This window comes from Marinomonas pontica, from assembly GCF_036322735.1.
Taxonomy (GTDB): domain Bacteria; phylum Pseudomonadota; class Gammaproteobacteria; order Pseudomonadales; family Marinomonadaceae; genus Marinomonas; species Marinomonas pontica.
In genome coordinates this window covers 3,101,911-3,126,556 of record NZ_AP027271.1, presented here as the reverse complement: position 1 = coordinate 3,126,556, position 24,646 = coordinate 3,101,911, and the positions used below count along the sequence as shown (strand labels likewise).

Genomic DNA, 24,646 nt, shown 5'->3' with positions numbered 1-24,646 from the left:
TACTTTATACTCAGTGGTACAGAATTAAGTACAGGAAATGAATGATGGATGCGATCAGTTATACCACTGCTCGGGCTAACTTGGCTAAGACAATGGCTAAGGTTTGTGATGATCACTCGCCAGTGATTATCACGCGCAAAAGTGAGAGCCCAGTTGTGATGATGTCGTTAGAAGATTATGAGGCCATGCAAGAAACTACCTACTTGCTACGTTCACCAGCGAACGCCAGAATTTTGTTGGAGTCTATTGCTGAATTGGAAGCGGGTAAGGGTGTTGAAAGAGAGTTAGTCGAGTGAGACTCACTTTTTCAACCGCTGCGTGGGATCAGTATCTTTACTGGCAGAGCACAGATAAGAAAGTATTAGAGCGGATAAACTTACTAATCAAAGATATTCAACGAGAGCCTTATGAAGGGATTGGCAAACCAGAACCTTTAAAGCATGGCCTTGCTGGTTATTGGTCTCGTCGCATCAATGATGAGCACCGAATTGTTTATAAATATCAAGATGATGCGATTTTGATCGCTCAGTTAAGATATCACTATTAGGTTTTTATTTTAGCTCGTTGCTGATAATTATTTTCATTAAGCCAAGCGGCGTTTCGATGAGGTAGGCGCTAGTTTCGAGAGAGAAACGCCGCTTGGCTTGGTGTCATGTACAAACGTCTGTGTCGGCCTGAAGGCGCGACTTGCATGAAAGCTTCGCTTTCAGAACCCCTCCCTAACCCTTGAAGAGAAGGGGAGGGTATAAAAACAAAAACACCAGCCGAGGCTGGTGTTTTTGTTAGCGCTGTATAAAAAGCTAAACGGTTAAGGTTGAGCTTTTTTGAACGCTTTGATCAGTGCTTGGGTAGAAGCATCCAGTGCGCTGTTGTCGCTGTTGCTAACAAGGCGGTTGTAGATGTCTGTGCCCAATACTTTTCCTAGTTCTACGCCCCATTGGTCGAATGAGTTGATACCCCAGATGGTGCCTTGTACAAAAGTACGGTGCTCGTAGAGGGCGATCAAGGCACCAACGGTGGCTGGTGTCATTTTATCCGTAAACAGAGTGTTACTAGGACGGTTACCTTGAATTACTTTGTGTGGCGCAACCGCTTCCACTTGATCTTCGCTGGCACCTGCATCACGCAATTCTTGCTTGGCTTGCTCTAAGGTTTTGCCGACCATTAAGGCTTGCGATTGGCTTAGGCAGTTAGCAATTAAATGAACGTGATGTTCACCAATTGGATTGTGGCTGGTCAGTGGTGCAATGAAGTCCACTGGCACAAGGCGGGTACCCTGATGCAATAGCTGGTGGTAAGCGTGTTGGCCGTTGGTGCCAGCACCGCCCCAGATGATTGGGCCTGTGTCGGTTGCTACGCCGTCGCCATTCAAAAGATTTGCCTTACCGTTACTTTCCATATCAAGCTGCTGGATGTGAGCAGGCATGGCGCGTAGGTAATGGTCGTAAGGAATCAAGGCGTGCGTTTGCGCATTGTGGAAGTTGATATACCACACGCCAAGCGCGCCCATGATGACGGGTAGGTTTTCTTCAAATGGAGCGGTACGGAAGTGCTCGTCCATTTGGTGAGCGCCATCTAACAAGGCATAGAAGTTGTCCATGCCAACGGCAATAGCAACTGGCAAGCCAATCGCAGACCAAAGGGAGTAGCGTCCGCCAACCCAGTCCCACATTGGGAAAATGTTTTCTTCTGCCATGCCAAAATCAACGGCTTTTTTCACGTTGGAACTAACCGCAGCAAAGTGTTTGCTGACGTTGTCTTGTGAGCCTCCGTTGCTTAGGAACCAATCACGCGCCGCGTTGGCGTTTGATAAGGTTTCTAACGTGCCGAAGGTTTTAGACGAAATCACAAAAACCGTGGTTTCTGGGTTCAGTTGCTTCAGTTTGCCGGTGATGTCTGAGCCATCGATGTTGGCTACGAAGTGAACCTTGATGCCGTCTTTTTTGTACGGCGTAAGGGCTTCGGCAACTACTTTGGGGCCAAGGTACGAGCCGCCGATGCCGATGGAGACAACGTCTGTGATAGTTTTACCACTGTAGCCTTTCCATTCACCACTGTGTAGTTGCGCAACAAACTGTTCCATTTGCTTTAGTGTCGCACGCACTTCGGCCAAGACGTTAACGCCGTCGACCATGAGTGTTTCTTGTGCTTGGCTTGCTCGCAACGCAATGTGCAATACGGAACGATCTTCGGTGTTGTTGATGTGCGCACCGCTGAACATGCCTTTGATGGCGCTTTCAAGCCCCGCTTCTTTTGCCAATTCGGTCAGTAGCGAGAGGGTTTTGTCGTTGGCGCGGTTTTTTGCGTAATCCAATGTCCAGCCAGCAGCGTGAGCGCAGTATTTCTCTGCGCGGTGAGCGTCGTTTTCAAACAAGGATGTCATGCTAACAGACGCCATTTCTTGTTGGTGTGCTGTTAGCGCCTGCCAAGCAGCCAATTCTGTGGGTGAGCTCATTACAATCTCCCTAGATCTCAAAGTGAATTAAGCAAGTTCAACACGCAAGTTATCGATTAAGCGTGCGCTGCCAAGTTGTGCCGCAGCCAAAATGACTAGGCGTTTCTCTTCCTCTGACGGTGTTTGTAAATTGTCTTGTGCGCGGATTTCGAAATAATCACGACGGAAACCAGCCGCTTCAAGCTTCTGTTGAGCTTGTTCGCGTATGTCCTCGTGACTCGCACGGTTTGCTAGAAGCGCCTCTTTCGCCCATAGCAGGGTTTGATACATTGTCGGTGCAATGCGTCTTTCTTCTTCTGTTAAGTAGCCATTTCGTGAGCTCATTGCTAGGCCATCGTCATTTCGAGCGGTGTCAACGCCGATCACTTTGACATTGGAGCTGAGGTCTCTGACCATGTCTTCGATGACTTTCAGTTGTTGAAAGTCTTTGTTTCCGAATATGGCACAGTCTGGCTGAACAATATTAAACAATTTTGTCACGACGGTAGAAACACCGACAAAATGGCCTGGGCGTGACGCGCCACACAAAATGTCGGATAAGCCCATGACTTCGATTTGAGTCTGGCTGCGTTTGCCGTCTGGGTACATTTCCAAGGCATCTGGTGCGAATAGGTAATCACAACCATTGGCTTCTAGAACTTTTTTGTCTTCTTCTAGTGTCTTGGGGTAGCGCTCTAAATCTTCGTTGGCCGAGAATTGCATCGGATTAACAAAGATTGACGATACAACAACGTCGCCTTCTTCTTTTGCTCTACGGATCAATGACATGTGGCCGTCGTGCAAATTGCCCATCGTTGGAACAAAGGCAATGTGCTTGTCTTGTAGGCGTTCTTTTTTTAGCGCAGCGCGCAGCTCAGCAACCGTGTGAAAAGTGTGCATTATTTGAATCCGTGCTCAAGTCCTGGGAATGTCATGTCTTTTACTTCTTTGACGTAGGCTTCAAAGGCTTCGGTGACATTGCGACCATCGGTTAAGAAATTTTTAACGAATTTGGGTGTGTGGCCTAGGTTGATGCCGAGCATGTCGTGCATGACCAAGACTTGTCCGTCTGTATGATGTCCCGCGCCAATGCCGATAGTAGGGACAGGAACCGCTTCGGTTAATGTTTTACCGAGCTCTGTTGGAATGCATTCGTACAGTAGGATGTCTGCGCCAGCGGCGACAAGATCCAGAGACTCTTGCAGAAGCAAATCGGCGGCGTCTTGGCTTTTGCCTTGGACTTTGTAGCCACCAAATTTATGCACAGATTGAGGTGTAAGGCCTAGGTGCGCACACACTGGAATGCCGCGTTGGCTTAACAGTTTTACTGTGTCTGCGAGCCAGCTGCCGCCTTCCAGTTTGACCATGTTGGCGCCGGCTTGCATGAGTTTTGCGGCGTTATCAAGCGCTTGCTCTGGCTTGCTGTAACTCATAAAAGACATATCCGCGAGAATGAAGGCGTTGGTGTTGCCTCGTTTTACGGCGGCGGTGTGATAGCACATGTCTTCGATGGTAACGGGTAACGTGCTGTCTTGGCCTTGTACGACCATGCCTAAAGAATCCCCGACCAAAATAGTTTCCACACCGGCCACGTTCATGACATTCGTAAACGAGGCGTCATAGCTTGTTAGGCAGGTGATTTTCTCTTTCTCCGCTTTCATTTTTTTCAGCGTAGAGAGGGTTACTGGTTTGGTGAGTTTTCGTTGAGAGTTATCTGAATACATAGTTTATTCTTCTTTGATAAAGACCAAATCACTGGTATCAAGTTGCTGTAACTGCTCGGTAACGGTGTTGCCATTTGTTAAGAGCATATCTGGTGCCAGATCGCTAAGGGGTTTTATAACAAAACCGCGCTCCAACATAAATGGATGTGGGACGGTTAACCTAGGTAGCGCTATTGTTTCTTGGCCATACAATAGCAGATCTAAGTCTAGGGTGCGTGGTCCCCAATGGCGTTCTCTGACTCTGCGCTGCGACTGTTCAATGCTTTGCAGTAGGTCAAGTAGGTCGATAGGGGAAAGGTGTGTGTCGAATGTGGCGACGGCGTTAATGTAGTCTGGTTGGTCTTGAGGGCCAACCGGCTTGCTTCCGTATATAGAAGAGATGCGAACATTGTGCAGGTCGTCGTGATTCTTTAATGTGCTAATGGCGCAATCGAGTTGCGCCATTGGGTTTTCAAGATTGCTGCCAAGACCAATATAAGCGTGTATCAAGACGCATCCTCTTATTCGTCAAAGGTTTCTCTTTGTGGCGATGTGGTATTGCTGTTGCTCTTTCTGCGACGACGTGGACGGCGTTTTTTGGGGCCATCTTTTTCTTTTGCAAATGAGTCGATACTTTTAATAAGGTCCCTTTGCTGGTTTTCTGTGCCGTGCTGGAATTTTTCCCACCAATCGCCCAGTCCATCCAATTCAGTGCCGCTTAACTCACGAATCAATAAGAAGTCAAAAGCAGCACGAAAACGAGGGTGTTCTAATAGCAGAAATGCACGTTTTCCATAGCGTTTTGGTAAGCGGTATTGCATGTCCCAGATTTCACGCATTGGTGTAGAGAATCGACGTGGAATGGCCGTGGAGGCGACTTGGTTGTCCAATACCATGTTGGCCGCCTGGTGCAATGCGGGTGTGGCTGGCATACCTTGCGCTTGAAACTCTTCGTGGCGAAGCGCAACGCTTGGCCATAGCAAAACGGCGTATAGGAAGTAAGGCGCTGTCGTTTTTCCACTTTGGATTCGGTCGTCGGTATTTTTTAGACCTTGCAAAATGAACGCTTCAGGGTCGATGTCATTGCGCTTCCAGCCACTTTGCAAAAGGGCGTCTGTGTCTGGGAATAAATAACGGAATAAGCCGTACTGGCGAAGTAGGGCAAACGTTTCGATGCCATTACCGCTGCCTAACAGTTTTAATACTTCTTCGAATAAACGTGCCGGCGGAATGTGATCCAGCAGGTGAGCCATTTCTTTGATAGGCGCCGCGGTTTCGGCTTCGATTTGAAACCCAAGTTTGCCGGCAAAACGGATGGCGCGGAGCATTCGAACGGGGTCTTCTTGGTAGCGCTGGCGAGCGTCACCAATGATGCGAATTTGTTTGTTTTCAATGTCTTTTAGGCCGCCACAATAGTCGTGGATGCTGAAGTCTTGAACATTGTAGTACAGTGCGTTGAAAGTGAAGTCGCGACGTTCGGCGTCTTCTTCAATGCTGCCATAGACATTGTCACGCAGTACGATGCCATGAGCAGAGCGCGCGGAGTCGAGTCCCTTCAACGATTTTTGTGAGGTGTTTTCAGTTTCATCGTCGTTGTCATCTTGAGCTGTATTGGCTCTGAAAGTAGATACTTCGATGATCTCACGTCCGAAGGTAACGTGAACCAGTTTGAAACGACGACCAATGAGTCTGGAGTTCGAAAAAATACTGTGAACTTGTTCTGGTGTCGCGTTGGTTACAACGTCGAAATCTTTTGGTTCAATGCCAATTAGGTGATCTCGGATACAGCCACCGACTAGGTAGGCGTCATAGCCTGCTTTATTAAGGCGATACAATACTTTGACAGCATTGGGGCTTAAGTCTTGTCGAGATAAGCTGTGCTCGCTGCGAGGTATGATAATAGGGTAAGTCTGTGCCTTTGGGGAGGCGAACAGAGAGGTAGCTTTACGTACCAGAGATTTTAATCCTGTGAGCATTAGACAACAAATTTTAAAGTTAACGAAAAGGGCATTCTACACGTGATGGTACTAAAATTACACGAATAAAGGGGTTGTTTGTTTGAAATTGGTTTGTTGCTGTTGTGAAGAGATGACGGAAGCGATTGGGATTTACAAGAGAGTAAATAAAATAATCGCTTTGGATACATGAAGATACTAGTTCCGAAAACAAAGTGGGTGCTGCTTCTGCAGTTCTACTCAGGTTTTATTTTTATTATTGCATTGTTTTCATTGCCCGAAGGCTTATATATCTAAAAAAATCAATTATCCAAAGCGATTTTCCATCCATGACCTCAAATTTTTATTTTTGTTTGAAGAGGTCACGGTGTTCCTATTTGTTGTTTTTATTCTTAAGAACTCACATACGACGATTAACTTATTTTTATTCTTGGTCAATCTTCTTATCGTTGTGCCATGTATAAGGCATTTGTTGTGCCAAAAAACATAAACTACTGATTTTATTGCCTTTAGGTGTATTTTTGTTCGTTTTCTTTACAAACTCTTGCTTATTTTTTGGGTATTTTGGTATCAAGTGTTACTTTTCTGGTGTTACTTTTTTGGGTATGGCGAGCTTCTGTCGTCTTTCCCAGAGGCTTTTTCTGGATATGCCCAAAGAATGTGCAAGTTGTGTTTCTGTCATCTTGTGTTGGTGCGTAAGAACAAAGTGCTTGAAGTAGTCATCAAGGGTTGTCCCTACTAATGTGTCGCTGTTGTGAGCGCTTGTCTGTCCTTCTGAAGTGTTTGTGTTCTGTTTGCTTGCCAGTTTTAGGTTTGACGCGTCTACGCGCTCTTGAGGGCTTAGAATGACGGCTCGTTCTATGGCGTTTTCAAGCTCTCGAACATTGCCTGGCCAGTCATGCGAACGTATGGCTTTGTCGAAGGCTTTGTTGTACTGGTAAATGGGCTTGTTGTGTTTTTGGCAGGTCTTCTCCAGCAAACTTTTGGCGAGTATGGAAATGTCGTCTCCCCTTGCTCTTAGTGGTGGAAGTAAGAGTTCCATGACGTAAAGTCGGTAGTATAAATCCTCACGAAACAGCCCTTGTTTTACCATGGCCATGAGGTTTCTATGGGTGGCGGTAATGAGTCTGATGTTTACTTTTGTTGATTGAGTGGCACCCACTCTGCGTATCTCGCCTTCTTGCAAAACGCGCAATAGTCTTGCTTGGGCTTCCAGTGGTAATTCGCCTATCTCATCTAGAAATAGCGTGCCTTTGTCTGCCGCGAAGATAAGACCGTCGTGTGCCGCGCTAGCACCAGTGAAAGCGCCTTTTTCGTGGCCGAATAGCTCGGATTCGATGAGGTTTTCTGGAATGGCAGCACAGTTAACACTGATGATTGGGTGATTGTGTCTAAGGCTTAAATTATGAAGCGCTTTGGCAACCAGTTCTTTACCTGTGCCCGATTCCCCTCGAATCAATACGGTTACATCGGTGCCAGCAATCTTGCGCATGTCACTAAAGAGCTCTTGCATCGGCTGACATTGGCCAATGATGCCGCTGCCTTCCGTTCCTAATGTGAGCGTTTCTTCTTTTGGTGTGCGGGACGTGGTGGTTGGGGTCGCTTCGGCTAGGGCTGTTGCGGGATGATCTTGCTGCTCTAGTGCGTTGACGACATGATTCAGTAGCGTTTCTGAGTCGGTTGGAAGCGGAAGGTAGTAAAGGGCTCCTTTTGACATGCTGTTGACGCCAGTGCTAAGGCTGGGCTTTGCGTCCAGAATGATTCTTGGAGGCGTCGATTGAATGTCTGTTTTTTGATCTTTGATGGTGTCGTTATCGATCAGTAAAAGGTGAAACTCAGTAAGCTCGTAATATCGGTTGGCTTGTTCTAATGAGTGGCTTGTATTGACCTGAAAACCATAGCGAGACAGCCACTTTTCGGATTCTTTTAGTGGTGAGTTGTCTGGGCAAATGATCATGATGCTGTGCATGGTGTTGTCACCTCTTGTAACTAGTGTAACGATTATACACAAACGGTCTGTTTGGTCGAGGTGGATGACGGGATAGCGAGAGACTGTTTTTCAACGTTAGATAAGAGGTAGGTCTTGTTCTTCTAGTGGGGAAGATTGAATACCGGTCAATTGGCTTGGATTCCACGCCTTGATCGCTAAGGTAAGGGCTTCATGAATGTTTTTTGGCTGGTTTAGGTCGATCTTTAGGTAATGCAATGCGCGCAGTAATGTGGGTAGGTCGCCATTTGGTATGGCTTTGGCGTGATTTTGCTTGCTGATTTTGTCGCCAACATCATTGGTTATGAGTGGAATGTGGCAAATGCTGGGCGGCGTCCAGCCAAAAAGGTGATAGAGATGAAGCTGTTGAGCTGTTGTTTCTATTAGATCGGCGCCTCTTACTAGATGGTTGATGTTCTGTAAGTGGTCGTCGACAACCACGGCGATTTGGTAAGAGAAGTAACCGTCTTTTCTTTTTAGAACGGGGCTATTGTTTTTTAGGTCGTCAGTGAAGACTAACGTGCCTTGTATTTCATCCTTATATTGGTACACCAGATCGCTGGGTTTGAGACGCCATGAGTGGGGCTCTGCGGTGGTGCTATCGCATTCGAGTGGATGATTGCCAGCAGATTGAGCAAGAGACTGACGAGTGCAATTGCAGGGGAAAGCTTGATGTTGGTCTTTTAGATGTTGCAGGTGTTGTTCGTAGGTGTCTGTGTGGTGGCTTTGGGTGCGAACGGGTTCGTCAGAAAAAAGCTGGTAGCTGTTTAATGTCTCTAGGATTTGTTCTGCGAACACAGGTTTGCAACGTGTTCCATCAACATCTTCGATGCGAATGATCCAGCAGCCTTGGTGTTTTTTTGCATCCAGATAGCTCGCTAATGCGCTGACTAGCGAGCCGAAATGGAGTGGGCCGGTTGGCGATGGTGCAAATCGGCCACGATAGAGAGTCGGTGTGGGGGTAACATGGTGAGACACCAGAGTTAGCCGCCGATTTGCTTCTCTTTGATTTCAGCCAATGTTTTGCAATCGATACACATAGTGGCTGTTGGGCGCGCTTCTAGTCGGCGAATGCCGATTTCAATGCCGCACTCTTCGCAATAGCCATAATCATCAGCGTCGATAAGCTCAATCGTCTGAGAGATTTTCTTAACCAGCTTGCGTTCGCGATCACGAGCGCGAAGTTCTAGGCTAAATTCTTCTTCTTGGCTAGCACGATCATTTGGATCCGCGTAGTTCACCGCTTCTTCTTTTAGGTGGTGAACAGTACGGTCAACCTCTTCCATAAGGTTTTGCTTCCAGTTGAGTAGGATGCTTTTAAAGTGCGCCAACTGGTTCTCGTTCATGTATTCTTCGCCATCCTTAGCAACATAAGGAGTGAAGTCTTTCATTAATGACTCAGGGTTCATTTTTGGCATACGCATTGCCTCACTTCGCAGGTTTCCATTGTGGTAGCCTGTAACCAATAAAATTAGGTGATTTATTTTCGGGCGGAAACTTACCAGATAATGTGGCGCTTAACCACATTTTTTGCGCAAAATGTCGCGATATTTTTGAATTAAGTAGAGAAAGTGGAATGGAAAAGCAGAAGTTGGCGACACGAGTAGGGCAAATTGCGCCCTTTCAAGTCATGGCGGTTCTGGCGCGTGCGAAACAGCTGGAAGCTCAGGGTGACGATGTCATCCATCTTGAAATTGGTGAGCCCGATTTTGTGGCTGTGGACGCGGTAGGTGATGCCGGTGTGTCGGCCATTCAAGAGGGAAAAACGGGTTATACCTCCGCCACAGGGCTGCCTGAGTTAAAGAAGGCGATTAGCGAAGATTATCTGCGTCGCTATCAAGTCGATGTTTCTCCAGAGAGGATTATTATTACGCCTGGCGCTTCTGGTGCGCTGTTGCTGATGGCGTCCTTGATGGTTAACGCCGGTGATGAAGTGCTGATGCCAGATCCATGCTATCCCTGTAATCGACATTTCTTAACGCAGGTTGGCGCAATGGCTACGTTGGTGGACACAGACGCTAAAAATGGCTTTGAGTTGTCATTGCAAAAGCTGGCTGGGTATTGGTCTGAGAAAACGTCTGGGCTTTGGTTGGCATCCCCTTCGAATCCGACCGGTGCGGTGTTGAGCAGGGCTTATATAGAAGAAGCGTGGCAAAAAGTACGGTCGTTAGGCGGGCATTTATTGGTGGATGAAATTTACCAAGGCTTGGTTTACGAGGGTGAGGATTTCTCGGCCTTGTCTGTAGCAGACGATATTTTTGTGATTAACAGTTTTTCAAAATATTTTGCGATGACTGGCTGGCGACTCGGTTGGATTGTTGTCCCAGAGTGGGCGATTGAAGGCGCAACCAAGCTGGCGCAAAATTTATTCATTTCGGCGCCCAGTGTGTCGCAATACGCTGCAGTTCGCGCATTTAATGCCGATGTGTTGGCGGAGTGTGAAGCGCGCAGGCAGACACTAAACGCGCGTCGACGGGTATTGCTTGATGGTTTGCGTGAGTTAGGTTTGCCTGTGGTTGCACCCGCGCATGGCGCATTTTATGTGTATGTGGATGTTTCCGGTATTACTCAAGATGCCATGACCTGGTGCTTGGCCTTGCTTGAACAAGAAAAAGTAGCGCTAACTCCGGGCGCGGATTTTGGGGTTAAGGACGCTCATAAATACGTTCGCTTTGCTTATACTTGCGATGAGGAAAGGTTAAAGCAGGCGTTGGCAAGAATTGAACGCTTTATCGAGTGTAAATAGGAACAGTCTTTACGTACTAATTAAAGGCGCAGAGTTAGCCTCTGCGTCTTATTAGTACGATGCCAGCCAGCAAACAAATAATGATCGGAATGCTGACACCAATCACAGGTGGAAAGCTAATGGCGACACTCATACGGCCAAACAAGTTGAGGGCGTTTTGAAACGCCAGCCCGATAATAACCCCTGAGAAAATACGGCTGCCCATAGTCGACGATCTAAGTGGGCCGAACACACTGGACAGCGCCACCAATACCAGAGCCAATGAGGCGATCGGGCGTAATGCCGTTATCCAAAACTCCAGTTCGTATTGTGAGCTGTCGAGCTTTTGCTCCCTTAAATAGTGTTGATAGTTTTTCAGTTGGCTCAAAGACAGTGTGTCAGGATCTTGAGCCGCCAGAAACAGGTGTTCTGGCGTTATACTGACGTCCCAATTTGCTTTTGCCATGGTCTTTTTCTCGACATGATCGGCCGCAAAGAGGGTTTCGGTGACGTTGTTTAATTGCCATTGAGTGCCTTCGATGTGTTCTGCGCTGCTGGCGGTTTTGATGTTTTGAAGTGTTTGCCCTTCGGGAGAGAAAATCTGAATGTTATAGAGTTTGCCGTTGCCATCCACGGCATCGATATAGACGAAGTTATTGTCTGCTTTTAGCCAAACGCCACCAGTTAGTGAAAATGTGCCGCTTTCTTGGTTTTTAAATTTTTCGATCAGGTTGGCTTTTTGCGCGGCTGCTGGGGCGATATATTCAGAAATGCCCATGCCCAACAAAGACACAAGCAAGATCGGCTGGCAAGCCGCAAAACCGATTCGCCAAATGGGCATGCCAGCGGCACGCATCACCGTTAGCTCGGAGGTGGCAGCCAGAGTGCCTAGCCCCATTAATGTGCCGATAAGGGAGGCGATTGGTATGTATTCAGCCAGTTTTCCCGGCAGACGGTACAGAATCACTTGCAGTAGAGACTGAAGGGTATAGTGGTCGTTGACCTTTTTGATTTGTTCGATAAAGGTCAGTGCAAAATCGAGCCCAAGCAGCACAACGGCGACGATCAAGAAAGCCCACAAAACACTGTTGCCAATGTATCGGTCTATTTTAGTCATAGGGGTTGCTCGCTTTTATCGTCAATCTTGGGAAGTCGGGCTTTACGTCTTTCAAATAACTGGTTGAACTGAGCAAACAACAGTGCGGCAATGACGATGAAAATGCCATGAATCCACCATAGTCCCAGCGTCATTGGGAGCTTTTCTTTTTCAAGTGCCGTTCGCCCCCAAATTAGCATGGCAATATAAAAAATCATCAACAGAATGGCCGGAAGCATTTTAAAGAATCGACCTTGTCTTGGGTTTACTTGACTCAGTGACAAGCCAATGATGGCTAAAATAGGAATGATAACCACCAGAGAAATGCGCCACTGTAGTTCTATTTTTTCCAATCGATTGTCGCTTTGAATAAGGCTAAGTGTGCTTTTGGTGTAAGGTTCATCAATGACACTGGCGTCTTTATTTTCCATGCGAACAGCATACGTGTCGAATTGGGTAATACGGTAGTTCGCCGAGCCAGGCTTGCCTTCATAGCGTGTGCCATTTTTAAAAACGAGGTATTTCTGATTGTCTTCTGAGCTGACTTCCAGCTGTTCCGCGTAGGCGGCTAATGTCTGGATGGGAATGTTACCTTCTTTTTTGCGCACAATGTCAGATAAAAACACCTGATTCATCCAGCCTTCTTTCGGGGTAAAACTGTCTATATAGGTAGTGCGTTGTCCGCTGCCTTCGAAGCGGCCGGGCTTTAAAAAGTCAAAGGCAGACAGTTGGTTCTTTGCTTGGTACGCTTCGGCGGCTTTGTATTCACTATAGGGTGCAAGCCAAAGGTTAATCGTGGCGCTGGCAAGGCTAATCAAACAAGCGATGCCGAGCGTGTAGCCTGCTAATTTGATCTTGCTGATGCCGCTGGAAAATAACACGGACATTTCGTTTTCAATGTAAAGCCGACCAAAAGCGAGTAATAACGACAGAAAGAAGGCCAGCGGTAAAATCATCTGAATGAAGCTGGGGATGTGATAGCCAAGTATGATGAACAAAAATTCGAACGTCATGTTGCCGTCGGCAATTTGACTCAAGTAAAACGAAAAACGGCCACTTAGAATGACGAGCAGTAAAATTAGCGTCACGCCTGCTGTTGACACCAGCACTTCTTTCGCTAAGTATTTGAATAGTCTCAAAGTCACCTCTGGATGAATCTTGCTTTCTAAGCGTAGAGTTGATTACACATCTAAAGCCCCCATTATCTCGTGGTAAGAAGGACATTATCCAGTTTTTTTTAAAAAGTTATTGTTTGAGGGTTTTTTCATGAATATGGCGTTATTTGATCGCTTGTCGACAGTACAAGCTGATTTGCTCGTTGCCTTTGTGCCGAGTGAAGGGGATTTTTCTGAGTCCACCGCGTGGCTTGACGCAAATGCCAATGGGCAGATTGCTCAGTTACGTGAAAGTGGTGTTTTTAAAGGCGGCGTGGCGCAAACGTTATTGTTGCCAGGCGTGTCGCAAGAGTTTGCACAAGCGGTGTTGTTGGTTGGTATTGGTAAAGATGCGACGCTGAGTGATATGCAGGCACGCAAAGTGGTGGCCGCGATTGCCGCTCAAATTAAAGGTTTACCGTTTGCGTCCGTTGCCGTAGCAAACGCGGGTCTTGCGATTAAGCGGCGTTCAGAATCTGACACGTTGGCGCTAGTGGCGCAATGGCTAAATGAAGGTTTTTACAACTTTCTTGGCTTCAAAAAAGACGATGCCGAGAAAACCACCAAAGTGACGTCTTTGTTGCTAGAAGGCACAGATGAAGCCGCATTGGCTATTGGTACGGCGACAGCGAAAGGGTCGGCCTTTGCGCGTCAACTGGGGAATCTTCCTGGTAACGTGTGTACGCCAAGCTATCTTGCGTCCAAAGCACAACAGCTGGGCGAAGAATACAGTATCGGTGTTGAGTTATTGGATGAAAGTAAAATGGACGAACTGGGCATGCACTGTCTGTTGTCTGTGGGGCATGGTAGCGATCAACCAAGTTACTTGATCGTGATGAATTACCGTGGTGGCGAAGAGGGCGATGCGCCTCATGTGTTGCTTGGTAAAGGTATTACGTTCGACACGGGCGGTATTTCTTTGAAACCTGGCCCAAAAATGGATGAGATGAAGTACGACATGTGTGGTGCGGCCAGTGTCTTTGGCACGATGAAAGCGATTTGCGAGCTAAAACCAAAGCTAAACTTCACGGCGGTTATTGCCGCCGCTGAAAATATGCCAAGCGGTCGCGCGACGAAGCCAGGCGATATTGTGAAAACCATGTCTGGCCAGACGGTAGAAATATTGAATACCGACGCAGAAGGTCGTTTGGTGCTTTGCGATGCTTTGACTTACATCGAGCGCTTCAAGCCTAAGTCGGTGGTTGATATCGCGACTCTAACGGGCGCTTGCGTGGTTGCGTTGGGAAGTGTTAACTCCGGCATGTACGCAAACAACGATGATTTGGCGTCAGAATTGAAAACAGCGAGCCAAGTGTCTGCCGATAAGCTTTGGCAAATGCCTTTAGATGAAGAATACCAGCAGCAGTTGGACAGCAACTTTGCAGACATTGCCAACATTGGCGGTCCTGAAGCGGGCTCGGTGACGGCGGCGTGTTTCCTCTCTCGCTTTACGGGTTCTTACCCTTGGGCGCATTTGGATATTGCTGGGACGGCATGGGCTGGCGGCGCAACGAAAGGCGCAAGTGGTCGCCCTGTTGCCTTGTTGACGCGTTATTTGCTTAGCAAAGAGGCGTAATTTTTTAACAGCAATACGGGTGTTGACAAGGGTATTCGTTGTTTTCTAAAGCAGTGATGAGGTTTCATCACTGCTTTTTTTATAGGAAATATCCAAGGAAACATTAGCCTGATCAAGGTGTTATTTTTACTCTGATTCGAATAGAGCGCAGCCTATGTGGTTAGAGGGTGGACTTTTGTGTTTGTCAGTGCGAAAGTTGAGGGCTATTAAGAGCAATGTGCAAAACCGTCTGCGGTATTTTGCGTGTTGTATTGTGTGTTCTTAACGTTGGTTTTTCCTATGTCAAATCTCGCTACGCAGCATGATGATGGTGTTTTCGAACCAGATGAAGAAACATTGATGTCAGCTTTACGAAATCAGGACGATATTCCGATTTTAATGGATGTTGTTGAAGAGCAAGTGTCCATTTCCACAAGCCAAGAAGCGCATTTTGCCCAGTCTTTGAGCGATGCGCCTGAGCAAGATACGCAGGCTGATTCTTTAGTGACTTCCTGCTCTGAAGCGAAGGCGTCTTCACAACAAGCACAGATTCACGAAGTAGCATCACTAGAGTGTATAGCCGCCGCTATTTCTGAAGTACTGGCCAAACGTCTGCCTGAGATCGTTCAAGAGGTGATGCAGGTGCTGCAAACATCGTCCATGACAACTACGCCAAGTAAACAAGAACCACACAGCGAAGAGTAGACCGCGCGATCAGGCAATCAATTGCCAGACGAACGTCTTAATTATGTGCGTGTTATTCTTTATCTTGTTATGACACGTTATAATTCTTCACATTACAATTGACCGCTACATAAGAGCCTTAAGACACCATAATGGAAAAGACCTACCAACCTCAGAGTATTGAACAACCTATTTATCAACGTTGGGAAGAGAGTGGATATTTCACACCTCAAGGCAACGGAACGCCTTTCTCCATCATGATTCCACCACCAAATGTCACAGGAAGTTTGCACATGGGGCATGCTTTCCAGCATTCCTTGATGGACGCAATGATTCGTCGTGAGCGTATGAAAGGCAGCCGTACATTGTGGCAGCCGGGCTGTGACCACGCGGGTATTGCTACGCAAATGGTGGTTGAACGTCAATTGGCAGCACAAAATGTGACTCGTCATGACCTTGGCCGTGAAAAATTCCTTGAAAAAGTGTGGGAATGGAAAGCGCAATCTGGCGGTACTATTTCAGACCAAATGCGTGTTTTGGGCGACTCGGTTGCGTGGGATAAAGAGCGCTTCACGATGGACCCTGGTATGTCTGCGGCCGTTCAGGAAGTGTTTGTTCGCTTGTTTGATGAAGGCATCATTTACCGAGGTCAGCGCTTGGTAAACTGGGATCCAGTTTTGCACACGGCAATTTCTGATCTTGAAGTGGTTTCTGAAGAAGAAAACGGCTTCATGTGGTACTTCCGTTATCCATTAGCGGATGGCGTAAAAACAGCCGATGGCAAAGATTACATTGTTGTGGCCACTACGCGCCCAGAAACGATGTTTGGTGACGCGGCGGTTGCGGTGGCTCTAGACGATGAGCGTTTCACGGATTTGGTAGGTAAGTTTGTAGAGTTGCCACTAGTTGGTCGTCGTATTCCGATTGTGGCTGACGAATACGTAGACAAAGAATTCGGTACGGGTTGTGTGAAAATCACGCCTGCTCACGATTTCAATGACTATGAAGTGGGCAAGCGCCACGATATGCCATTGATTAATATTTTCACTGACGATGCAGCAATCAATGATACGGCGCCCGAAAAATACCGTGGTATGGATCGCTTTGATGCGCGTAAAGCGGTTGTTGCCGATTTTGATGCACTTGGTTTGCTTGAAAAAGTGGCCGACCATAAGTTGAAAGTGCCTCGCGGTGAACGAGGTAATACCGTTATTGAACCTTACCTGACACAACAGTGGTATGTGGCGGTCGAGTCTTTGGCTAAGCCTGCGATCGAAGCCGTTGAAAATGGCGACATTCAATTTGTCCCTAAGCAATGGGAAAACACCTACTTTGCTTGGATGCGCGATCTTCAGGATTGGTGTATCTCTCGTCAACTTTGGTGGGGGCATCAAATCCCTGCTTGGTACGATGCGGAAGGCAAACATTACGTTGGTAAGAACGAAGAAGAGGTTCGTGCCAAATACAGCCTAGGCGCCGACGTTGAATTGACGCAAGACGAAGACGTATTGGATACGTGGTTTTCTTCTGCACTTTGGACCTTTGCTACACAAGGCTGGCCAGAAGAAACACAAGATTTTGCTGAATTCAGTGAGTCGGATGTGTTGGTAACAGGGTTTGATATTATTTTCTTCTGGGTGGCCAGAATGATCATGATGACGCTGAAGTTTACCAATAAAGTTCCTTTCAAAACCGTTTACATCACAGGGCTTATTCGTGATGAGCGCGGCGATAAAATGTCGAAGTCCAAAGGGAATGTTATTGATCCATTAGATTTGATCAATGGTATTGATATCGAGTCTTTGGTGGCGAAGCGAACTTACGGCATGATGCAGCCACGATTGGCTGAAAAAGTCGAAAAGAATACTCGTGAAACTTACCCAGAAGGCATTCAGGCCTACGGTACGGATGCTTTGCGTTTTACGCTTTGTTCATTGGCGTCCGGTGGTCGTGATATCAAATTTGATTTGAATCGCTTGGAAGGTTATCGCAACTTCTGTAACAAGATTTGGAACGCGACGCGTTATGTCTTGATGAACACAGAGGATCAGGATTGTGGTCAAAATGGCGCAGAAGTAGCATTGTCTCTTGCTGATAAATGGATTATTTCTCGCTTACAGCACGCAGAAGAAGCGGTAAACCGCGCATTCGATACGCACCGCTTTGATTTGGCGGCTCAAGCGCTTTATGAATTTATGTGGCACGAATACTGTGATTGGTACTTGGAGTTATCTAAGCCGGTACTGTGGGACGAAAACGCAACGGCTGCGCAATTGACGGGCACGCGTCGTACTTTGGTTCGTGTGTTGGAAGCCTTCCTTCGCCTTGCTCACCCAATGATGCCATTCTTGACCGAAGAAATTTGGCAGCGTGTTGCACCGCTGGCTGGTATCGAAGGTGACACCATCATGTTGGGTGAGTATCCTGTTGCCAATGACGCCAAAGTGGATTCGCAAGCAGAAGCCGATGTTGAGTGGCTGAAAGGGGTGATTGAAGGGATTCGTAATATCCGTGGTGAAATGAATATTTCTCCTTCTAAGCCTCTGACTATTTTGTTCCGAAATGGTTCTGAGCAAGATAAAGCGCGTTTGGAAGCGAATTTAACCTTCTTGCAAACTTTGGCGAAATTAGAGTCTGTGACTTGGTTGAATGCGGGCGATGAAGCGCCAATGTCGGCAACGGCGTTGGTGGGTGATATGGAAGTGTTGGTGCCAATGGCCGGTTTGATTGATAAAGAAGCAGAACTGGCACGTTTGCAGAAAGAAATCGACAAAGCATCCAAAGAATTGCAGCGCATTCAAGGCAAGCTTTCGAATGACAGCTTTGTGGCGAAAGCGCCAGTTGAAGTGGTTGAGAAAGAGCGTGCTAAGTGTGACGATTTGCAGCTTGCGGTGACTAAGTTGGAAGAACAAAAAAGCAGCATTGAGTCTTTATAAATAGACAGTGCTGTTACCCAGAGATCAGAAGTCACTCGACTTCTGATCTCTCGCTTACTTAATAAAAATAAAAAAGAGGCGATTCTGTAATGGAACGATTAACTGGAAAAGTGAAGTGGTTTAACGACGCAAAAGGCGTGGGTTTTATCAAGAGAGAAGAAGACAGTGATGTGTTCGTGCATTACAAGTCGATTGCTTGTGATGGTCATAAAAGCCTAAGAAAAGGGCAGTCGGTGAGTTTCTTTTTGTCCACTACGGATTTCGGCTTGCAAGCAATGGATGTGCAATTAGAGAAAGAGGCGTCATCACTGGCCTCTCACTCTAATAAGCAGTTAGTTGATGCTTAACTCGGGCATTATTTGGATTCTTGTAGCATCTTGTGAGCCAGCTTCACAAAATCGACGGGTGTGATAATGCCAACGAGTTTGTTGTTCTCGGTAACGGGAAGGCTGCCGTATTTGTTTTCAATAAAGAACTCAGCGGCCATGTCTAAATCGGTGTCTGGGCTGACGGTTAGAATGTCTTTGTTCATGGCATTGGCGATGGGCGTCTGTTGTTCTTTTTTGGATATTTGTTGTGTGCCGAACTGACTAACCAGATGAAAGGCATGACGCAAGTATTCTCGTTGCGTTAGCATGCCGACGCATTCATTGTCGTCGTTTACGATGGGAATGTTACGAATGTTTTTTTCCTGCATTAACGCTTTGGCTTTTGCTAAAGAGTCGTTTTCTTTCAAGGTCACCAAGTTGGTGATCATCAGGTCGGCCACTGTGCGCATGAATGAATCTCCTTTTGTTTCTCTGCGTTGTTATTCTAGCGTGATATTTGACACTATTATTGAGTGTAGAGCGGATTGCCCATCGAAGGCAATCGTGTAATTGAGGCAATTTAGCCGCCTTGAGGTAGATCAAGAATGACAGACCAAGAATGGATGGCGCGGGCGATTGAATTGGCCAGCGTAGCCGCTTCGGAAAACGAAATTCCGGTTGGTGCTATTGTGGTTTTGAACGATAACATCATAGGCGAAGGCTATAACTCGCCCATATCCTTGTGTGACCCAACCGCCCACGCTGAAATCCAAGCCATCCGTATGGCGTGTAAAACGATGAATAATTATCGATTGCCTGGTGCAACGTTATACGTCACCTTGGAGCCCTGTTCCATGTGCGCTGGTGCAATTGTGCATTCGCGTATTGATCGAGTTGTGTATGCGGCAACTGAACCTAAAAGTGGCGTAGTCGAAAGTCAGTCGGCGTTTTTCGATTTGCCCTTTCTGAATCACAAAGTGTTTACTGAGTCTGGCGTTTTGGCTGAAACAGCGTCTATGCAGCTCACCCAGTTCTTCCAATACCGTCGAGAGCAAAAAAAGAAGCTCAAAGAACAGGCAAAAAAGGCGATTTAGACGAATTATTCCGTCATTTTGTGTAGAAATTTCATACTCTGCTAGCCTCTATTTGCCTCATTGATTTAAAATACCCGCACCATTTCCCCAAAACTACCAAGTGAGGCAATACTCAACATGCTAACCCTGCATGGTTCCGCAGCGCTTTCAGCGTTTCGCAAGGCAAAGTTATTAGCCAATATGCAAGCATCTATTCCGTCTGTTACGGATGTTGACGCTCAATTTCTCCATTTCGTGGAGTTGGCTGATAATCAAACGCTGACCGCAGAACAGGAAACTGTTCTTCAACGTGCTTTGGCCTACGGTCCTAAATCCTCCCAAGTCAGTTCATCTGATCAAAGTGTTCTTGTGGTTCCTCGTTTAGGAACAATTTCACCTTGGTCATCGAAAGCAACCGATATTCTTCATAACTGCGGTCTTGCCGCCGTTTCTCGCGTCGAACGTGGCGTTGAGTATTTTATTCATAGCTCTGCGCCACTGGCGCTTGAAGAGCTAGATCTGCTGTCGGCTATGTTGCATGACCGCATGACAGAAAGCGTGCTTCCGGCATTAAGCGACGCGACTGACATGTTTTCTCATGCGGAACCTGCGCCGATGGCCAGTGTTGACGTATTAGGAGGTGGACGAGCGGCGTTGGTTGAGGCAAACCAAACGCTAGGTCTTGCTCTTGCTGACGACGAAATTGATTACCTTGTTGAGTCTTTCATTGAGTTGGGTCGCAATCCAATCGATGTTGAGCTAATGATGTTTGCACAGGCAAACTCAGAGCATTGTCGTCACAAAATTTTTAATGCGTCTTGGACCATTGACGGCGAAGAGCAAGAGCGCTCTTTGTTTAAGATGATCAAGAATACCCACGAGCATAATCCACATGGCACCTTGTCAGCATACAAAGACAACGCCGCTGTGATGGAAGGTCACTTTGGTGGACGTTTCTTCCCATCGGCTGAAACTCGCGAATACGATTTCAGTCATGAAAACATCGATATATTGATGAAGGTAGAAACCCATAACCACCCAACGGCGATTGCACCGTTTTCTGGGGCGGCAACCGGTTCTGGTGGTGAGATTCGTGATGAAGGCGCGACGGGTATTGGCGCTAAACCAAAAGCGGGGTTGAGTGGTTACACAGTATCCGACCTTAAAATTCCTGGTTTTGAACAGCCATGGGAAAGTTACTACGGTAAGCCTTCTCGTATCGTGACGCCTTTGGATATTATGATCGAAGGGCCTATCGGTGGCGCTGCGTTTAACAACGAATTTGGCCGCCCTAATTTATTGGGCTATTTCCGTACTTACGAGCAAAAAATCCAAGGCGCTTCGCAAGAAGAAGTGCGCGGTTACCACAAGCCAATCATGTTAGCGGGTGGTATTGGTAACATTCGCCGTGAGCACGTGGAAAAACAAGAGATCAAAGTGGGTGCTAAGTTAATTGTGCTTGGTGGCCCTGCCATGTTGATCGGTCTAGGTGGCGGCGCGGCGTCTTCCATGGCGTCTGCTGACGGTAATGAAGATCTTGATTTTGCCTCTGTACAGCGTGGTAATCCAGAAATGGAGCGTCGTTGTCAGGAAGTGATCGACCGTTGTTGGCAGCTTGGCGATAAGAACCCAATCAGTTTTATTCATGATGTGGGTGCTGGTGGTTTGTCTAACGCTTTGCCTGAGTTGGTAAAAGACGGCGAGCGCGGCGGTAACTTTGATTTGCGTAAGGTTCTTAATGATGAGCCTGGCATGTCGCCATTAGAAATCTGGTGTAACGAATCGCAAGAGCGTTATGTGATGGCTGTTTCTCCTGATCGTATTGAAGAGTTTACTGCGATCTGTGAACGCGAGCGTTGCCCTTTCGCTATCGTTGGTGATGCCAAAGAAGAGCTGCATTTGCAAGTGGCGGATGAGCATTTTGGTAACAATCCTGTTGATTTGCCGATGTCTGTGTTGTTTGGCAAGCCACCTAAAATGCATCGCGAAGCAACCAAAGCGGTGATTGCGGGTGATGATTTTACTGCGGTTGACGTGGATCTTGCGGATGCGGCAAACCGTGTTCTTAGCCTACCAACGGTGGCTAGCAAAAATTTCCTAATCACTATTGGTGATCGCTCAATCACAGGCATGGTTGCTCGTGATCAAATGGTGGGGCCTTGGCAAGTGCCAGTCGCGGATGTGGCGGTAACAACGTCTTCCCTAGAAAGCTACACGGGTGAAGCCATGACAATGGGCGAACGTACGCCCGTTGCTTTGTTGGACGCGCCAGCCTCTGGCCGTATGGCTGTCGGTGAAGCGTTAACGAACTTGGCTGCCGCGTTGATTACTAAGCGTAGCAACATTAAGTTGTCTGCGAATTGGATGGCGGCGGCGGGTCACGAAGGTGAAGACGAAAAACTCTATCAAACGGTTAAGGCTGTTGGTATGGAGTTGTGTCCAGCATTGGATATCGCCATTCCAGTGGGTAAAGACTCCATGTCGATGAAAACTGTATGGAAAGAAGACGGTCAAGAAAAAGCCGTGACGTCTCCGCTTTCTTTGGTTATCTCGGCCTTTGCTCCTGTCGCTGATGTTCGTAAGACATTGACGCCAGAATTGCAAAACAAAGCGGATACGCGTTTGTTATTGATTGATTTGGGTGCGGGTAAAAATCGTCTTGGTGGTTCTGTTATTGCTCAGGTTTACAACAAGCTGGGTCAGCAGGCTCCTGATGTGGATGATGCTGCGGCATTGGCTGGCTTCTTTGACACCACGCAAGCATTGAACGCGGAAGGAAAATTGTTGGCTTACCATGACCGATCTGATGGTGGTGCGTTTGCCACATTAACGGAAATGTCTTTCGCCAGTCATCTGGGATTGAATATCGATCTTGATGCAACAGTAGCAAATCGTTCCGATGTAGCCCCTGCTTTGTTTAACGAAGAATTGGGTGCAGTGATTCAGGTTAATGAATCCGATGTAGCCGCTATTGTTGCTGCTTATGCAAAAGCGGGTGTGACAGTGACCTCTATTGCGACCTTGTCTGGTGATGATAGCATTCGAGTGCGTTTCTCAGGTGAAACGGTATTGGAAGAATCGCGTATTAACTGGCAGCGAGTATGGTCTGAAACTAGCTACCGTATTCAGGCACTACGAGATAACCCTGATTCTGCACAGCAAGAATTTGATAATTTGCTAGACGCGAAAGACCCAGGCTTATCCGCTAAGGTAAGCTTTGATCAGAATGAAGACATTGTTGCGGCATTTATTGCTTCTAGTATTAAGCCTAAGATTGCTGTTCTACGTGAGCAAGGCGTTAACGGTCAAGTGGAAATGGCAGCCGCTTTCCATAAAGCGGGCTTCACGCCAGTGGATGTTCACATGAGTGATATCTTGTCTGGTCGTACTACGCTAGATCAATTCAGCGGTTTGGTCGCCTGTGGTGGTTTCTCATACGGTGACGTATTGGGGGCGGGTGAAGGTTGGGCGAAGTCTATTCTTTTCAACCCTATTGCTCGTGAGCAATTCGAAACATTCTTCAATCGTCCTGATACCTTCACACTTGGTGTGTGCAACGGTTGTCAGATGTTGTCGAATTTATATGAATTGATTCCTGGTGCAGGGCATTGGCCGAAGTTTGTTCGTAACCAATCTTCTCAGTTTGAAGCACGTCTTGTGCAAGTAGAAGTTCAAAAATCGAACTCTATCTTGCTTGCTGGTATGGAAGGTTCACGTATGCCCATTGCTGTGGCTCACGGTGAAGGTCAAACGGAATACCGTGATGACCAGGATATGTCTGCGTTGGCAGCGGCGAATCAAATCGCTTTGCGCTATGTGGATAACTACGGCCAAGCGACAGAGCGTTACCCATTTAACCCGAATGGTTCTGCTCAAGGCGTGACTGGATTGACGTCAGAAGATGGTCGAGTGACGATTATGATGCCTCACCCAGAGCGTGTTTATCGTACGGTTCAGCACAGTTGGCACCCAAGCGAATGGCAAGAGCAAGCACCTTGGCTACGTTTGTTCCAAAATGCGAGAAAGTGGTTGGGTTAATCGATTAGATTAATGCCTCTTTTTGATGAAAGCCCTCTAACGTAAGTTAGGGGGCTTTTTTTATGCTTGGTCAAGACCAATATGGTCGATCAGCAAGCGTACATTGGAATGGGCGTAACGGTTTTGCTCTATTGCATAGTAGCGACCTATGTTGCCTTTTTGCGAGGATAGTGCGATGAGTGCGCCGCTTTTTAGGTCTTGTTGAATCAATATTTCTGGGCAAAGTGCAACGCCTTGTGCGGCAAGGGTGGCCATTTTTAACAAATGAAAGTCTTCATATAAGATTTTTGAGGAAGGTGGTGCGCTGAGGCCTTGCTTTAAAAACCAGTCGAACCAACTTGCTTCTGAATGGTCGTGTAATAGGTCGGCTTTTCGTAAGTGGCGTTCATCGGACAGTTCTGCGTGTTGGCTTAAATAAATGGGGCTGCAGACAGGGATGGTTTCGGCCGAAAAGAGAGTGTGTGTGAGATAAGGTGAATGGCTCTCTTTTTCATGGCTGCCGATTCTTAGGCAATGCTCATCCAGATAGTCTGGGGAAGAGGAGTGATAGCGAATAATCAAATTGTATTCTGGATAGTGTTGCTTGAACGTCAGTAATTTAGGGAGTAACCAGAGCTCTATTAAAGAAGGTAGACAATAAATGGTAATGGTGTTGTGTGCTTGCCTTTTAGTGTTTGAAAGCGTTTGGTCAATATGATCAAACGGGTGGGCGAGCTCCTGTGCAAGATGAGTTCCCTCTGGTGTGGTTTTAAGTTGTCGGCCTGATTTATAAAAAAGAGCGTAGCCCAATTGCGCTTCTAGACGTTTTATCTGATGGCTAACTGCGGATTCGGTTAAGTTTAAATGGTCTGCGGTTTGCTTTAGATTGCCGAACCGGACGGCGAGGTGAAAGGTGTGTAATGCAGTGTAGGGAAGACTCATAACGTCACTCTTAAATTTTTGTCATGTATTGAAGATAAAAGTCTATTTTTTTCAGTGTTTGCTTTTTTTACTCTAAG

Annotated in this window: 21 protein-coding genes; 9 read left to right on the top strand and 12 right to left on the bottom strand. The window is 47.0% G+C overall.

All coding sequences use genetic code 11. From position 1 onward, the window contains the following. Positions 1–44: 44 nt before the first annotated feature. Together AABA11_RS14740 and AABA11_RS14735 are read left to right on the top strand one after the other, a co-directional pair. Entirely contained in the window at positions 45–296 is a 252-nt protein-coding gene (locus AABA11_RS14740) for a type II toxin-antitoxin system Phd/YefM family antitoxin (protein WP_338269699.1), read from the top strand. Then, positions 293–547 carry a Txe/YoeB family addiction module toxin gene (locus AABA11_RS14735; protein WP_338269109.1) on the top strand — a complete coding sequence of 85 codons (255 nt, stop codon included), beginning with the start codon at positions 293–295 and terminating at the stop codon, positions 545–547. Before AABA11_RS14740 ends, AABA11_RS14735 begins: the two co-directional genes overlap by 4 nt. Before the next feature lie 261 nt (positions 548–808). Here AABA11_RS14735 and pgi read toward each other — a convergent pair whose 3' ends face one another. The 8 genes from pgi to dksA form a co-directional block, all read right to left on the bottom strand. Continuing rightward, entirely contained in the window at positions 809–2,455 is a 1,647-nt protein-coding gene (pgi, locus tag AABA11_RS14730; RefSeq protein ID WP_338269107.1) for a glucose-6-phosphate isomerase, read from the bottom strand. 27 nt (positions 2,456–2,482) lie between these two features. Continuing rightward, positions 2,483–3,334 (bottom strand): pantoate--beta-alanine ligase, encoded by an 852-nt coding sequence (panC, locus tag AABA11_RS14725; protein ID WP_265730313.1) that lies wholly within the window; start codon positions 3,332–3,334, stop codon positions 2,483–2,485. Next, on the bottom strand, positions 3,334–4,158 hold the full coding sequence (panB, locus tag AABA11_RS14720; protein WP_265730312.1) for a 3-methyl-2-oxobutanoate hydroxymethyltransferase: 825 nt from the start codon (positions 4,156–4,158) through the stop codon (positions 3,334–3,336). The genes panC and panB overlap by 1 nt, the downstream gene beginning before the upstream one ends. 3 nt (positions 4,159–4,161) lie before the next feature. After that, complete coding sequence (gene folK / locus AABA11_RS14715) at positions 4,162–4,644, bottom strand: 2-amino-4-hydroxy-6-hydroxymethyldihydropteridine diphosphokinase (protein ID WP_265730324.1); 483 nt, start codon at positions 4,642–4,644, stop codon at positions 4,162–4,164. Positions 4,645–4,658: 14 nt separating this feature from the next. Continuing rightward, complete coding sequence (pcnB, locus tag AABA11_RS14710; RefSeq protein ID WP_265730311.1) at positions 4,659–6,113, bottom strand: polynucleotide adenylyltransferase PcnB; 1,455 nt, start codon at positions 6,111–6,113, stop codon at positions 4,659–4,661. Between the two features lie 556 nt (positions 6,114–6,669). Then, positions 6,670–8,061, bottom strand: coding sequence for a sigma-54-dependent transcriptional regulator (locus tag AABA11_RS14705; protein ID WP_265730310.1), 1,392 nt, complete (start codon positions 8,059–8,061; stop codon positions 6,670–6,672). Positions 8,062–8,157: 96 nt separating this feature from the next. Further along, positions 8,158–9,057, bottom strand: coding sequence for a tRNA glutamyl-Q(34) synthetase GluQRS (gluQRS, locus tag AABA11_RS14700; protein WP_265730309.1), 900 nt, complete (start codon positions 9,055–9,057; stop codon positions 8,158–8,160). Positions 9,058–9,062: 5 nt separating this feature from the next. Further along, positions 9,063–9,497 carry an RNA polymerase-binding protein DksA gene (dksA, locus tag AABA11_RS14695; protein WP_409371116.1) on the bottom strand — a complete coding sequence of 145 codons (435 nt, stop codon included), beginning with the start codon at positions 9,495–9,497 and terminating at the stop codon, positions 9,063–9,065. Positions 9,498–9,655: 158 nt separating this feature from the next. Between dksA and AABA11_RS14690 the strand changes: the two genes are divergently transcribed. Beyond that, positions 9,656–10,825, top strand: coding sequence for an aminotransferase class I/II-fold pyridoxal phosphate-dependent enzyme (locus tag AABA11_RS14690; protein ID WP_265730307.1), 1,170 nt, complete (start codon positions 9,656–9,658; stop codon positions 10,823–10,825). Between the two features lie 34 nt (positions 10,826–10,859). On the opposite strand, the gene lptG is transcribed toward AABA11_RS14690, so the two are convergent. Both lptG and lptF read right to left on the bottom strand, forming a co-directional pair. Next, positions 10,860–11,921 (bottom strand): LPS export ABC transporter permease LptG, encoded by a 1,062-nt coding sequence (gene lptG, locus AABA11_RS14685; RefSeq protein ID WP_265730306.1) that lies wholly within the window; start codon positions 11,919–11,921, stop codon positions 10,860–10,862. Beyond that, positions 11,918–13,045, bottom strand: coding sequence for an LPS export ABC transporter permease LptF (gene lptF / locus AABA11_RS14680; protein ID WP_338269100.1), 1,128 nt, complete (start codon positions 13,043–13,045; stop codon positions 11,918–11,920). The genes lptG and lptF overlap by 4 nt, the downstream gene beginning before the upstream one ends. A 121-nt stretch (positions 13,046–13,166) precedes the next feature. On the opposite strand from lptF, the gene AABA11_RS14675 reads away from it, so the two are divergent. The 4 genes from AABA11_RS14675 (at position 13,167) to AABA11_RS14660 (ending at position 18,576) form a co-directional block, all read left to right on the top strand. Next, the gene (locus AABA11_RS14675; RefSeq protein ID WP_265730304.1) at positions 13,167–14,630 is read left to right on the top strand and encodes a leucyl aminopeptidase; all 1,464 of its coding nucleotides are present in this window, start codon (positions 13,167–13,169) and stop codon (positions 14,628–14,630) included. Between the two features lie 279 nt (positions 14,631–14,909). Beyond that, the gene (locus tag AABA11_RS14670) at positions 14,910–15,314 is read left to right on the top strand and encodes a hypothetical protein (protein WP_265730303.1); all 405 of its coding nucleotides are present in this window, start codon (positions 14,910–14,912) and stop codon (positions 15,312–15,314) included. A 131-nt stretch (positions 15,315–15,445) separates the two neighbouring features. Beyond that, positions 15,446–18,229: a valine--tRNA ligase gene (locus AABA11_RS14665; protein WP_265730302.1), complete on the top strand. Its 2,784-nt coding sequence runs from the start codon at positions 15,446–15,448 to the stop codon at positions 18,227–18,229. An 89-nt stretch (positions 18,230–18,318) separates the two neighbouring features. Continuing rightward, positions 18,319–18,576, top strand: coding sequence for a cold-shock protein (locus AABA11_RS14660; RefSeq protein WP_265730301.1), 258 nt, complete (start codon positions 18,319–18,321; stop codon positions 18,574–18,576). An 8-nt stretch (positions 18,577–18,584) separates the two neighbouring features. Here AABA11_RS14660 and AABA11_RS14655 read toward each other — a convergent pair whose 3' ends face one another. After that, a complete protein-coding gene (locus AABA11_RS14655; protein ID WP_265730300.1) occupies positions 18,585–19,007 on the bottom strand; it encodes a CBS domain-containing protein in 423 nt (140 codons plus the stop codon). Positions 19,008–19,142: 135 nt separating this feature from the next. On the opposite strand from AABA11_RS14655, the gene tadA reads away from it, so the two are divergent. Together tadA and purL are read left to right on the top strand one after the other, a co-directional pair. Next, the gene (gene tadA / locus AABA11_RS14650; RefSeq protein WP_265730299.1) at positions 19,143–19,631 is read left to right on the top strand and encodes a tRNA adenosine(34) deaminase TadA; all 489 of its coding nucleotides are present in this window, start codon (positions 19,143–19,145) and stop codon (positions 19,629–19,631) included. A 117-nt stretch (positions 19,632–19,748) separates the two neighbouring features. Next, a complete protein-coding gene (gene purL, locus AABA11_RS14645) occupies positions 19,749–23,648 on the top strand; it encodes a phosphoribosylformylglycinamidine synthase (protein WP_338269093.1) in 3,900 nt (1,299 codons plus the stop codon). Between the two features lie 60 nt (positions 23,649–23,708). On the opposite strand, the gene AABA11_RS14640 is transcribed toward purL, so the two are convergent. After that, on the bottom strand, positions 23,709–24,569 hold the full coding sequence (locus AABA11_RS14640) for a LysR family transcriptional regulator (protein WP_338269091.1): 861 nt from the start codon (positions 24,567–24,569) through the stop codon (positions 23,709–23,711). Positions 24,570–24,646 lie beyond the last annotated feature (77 nt).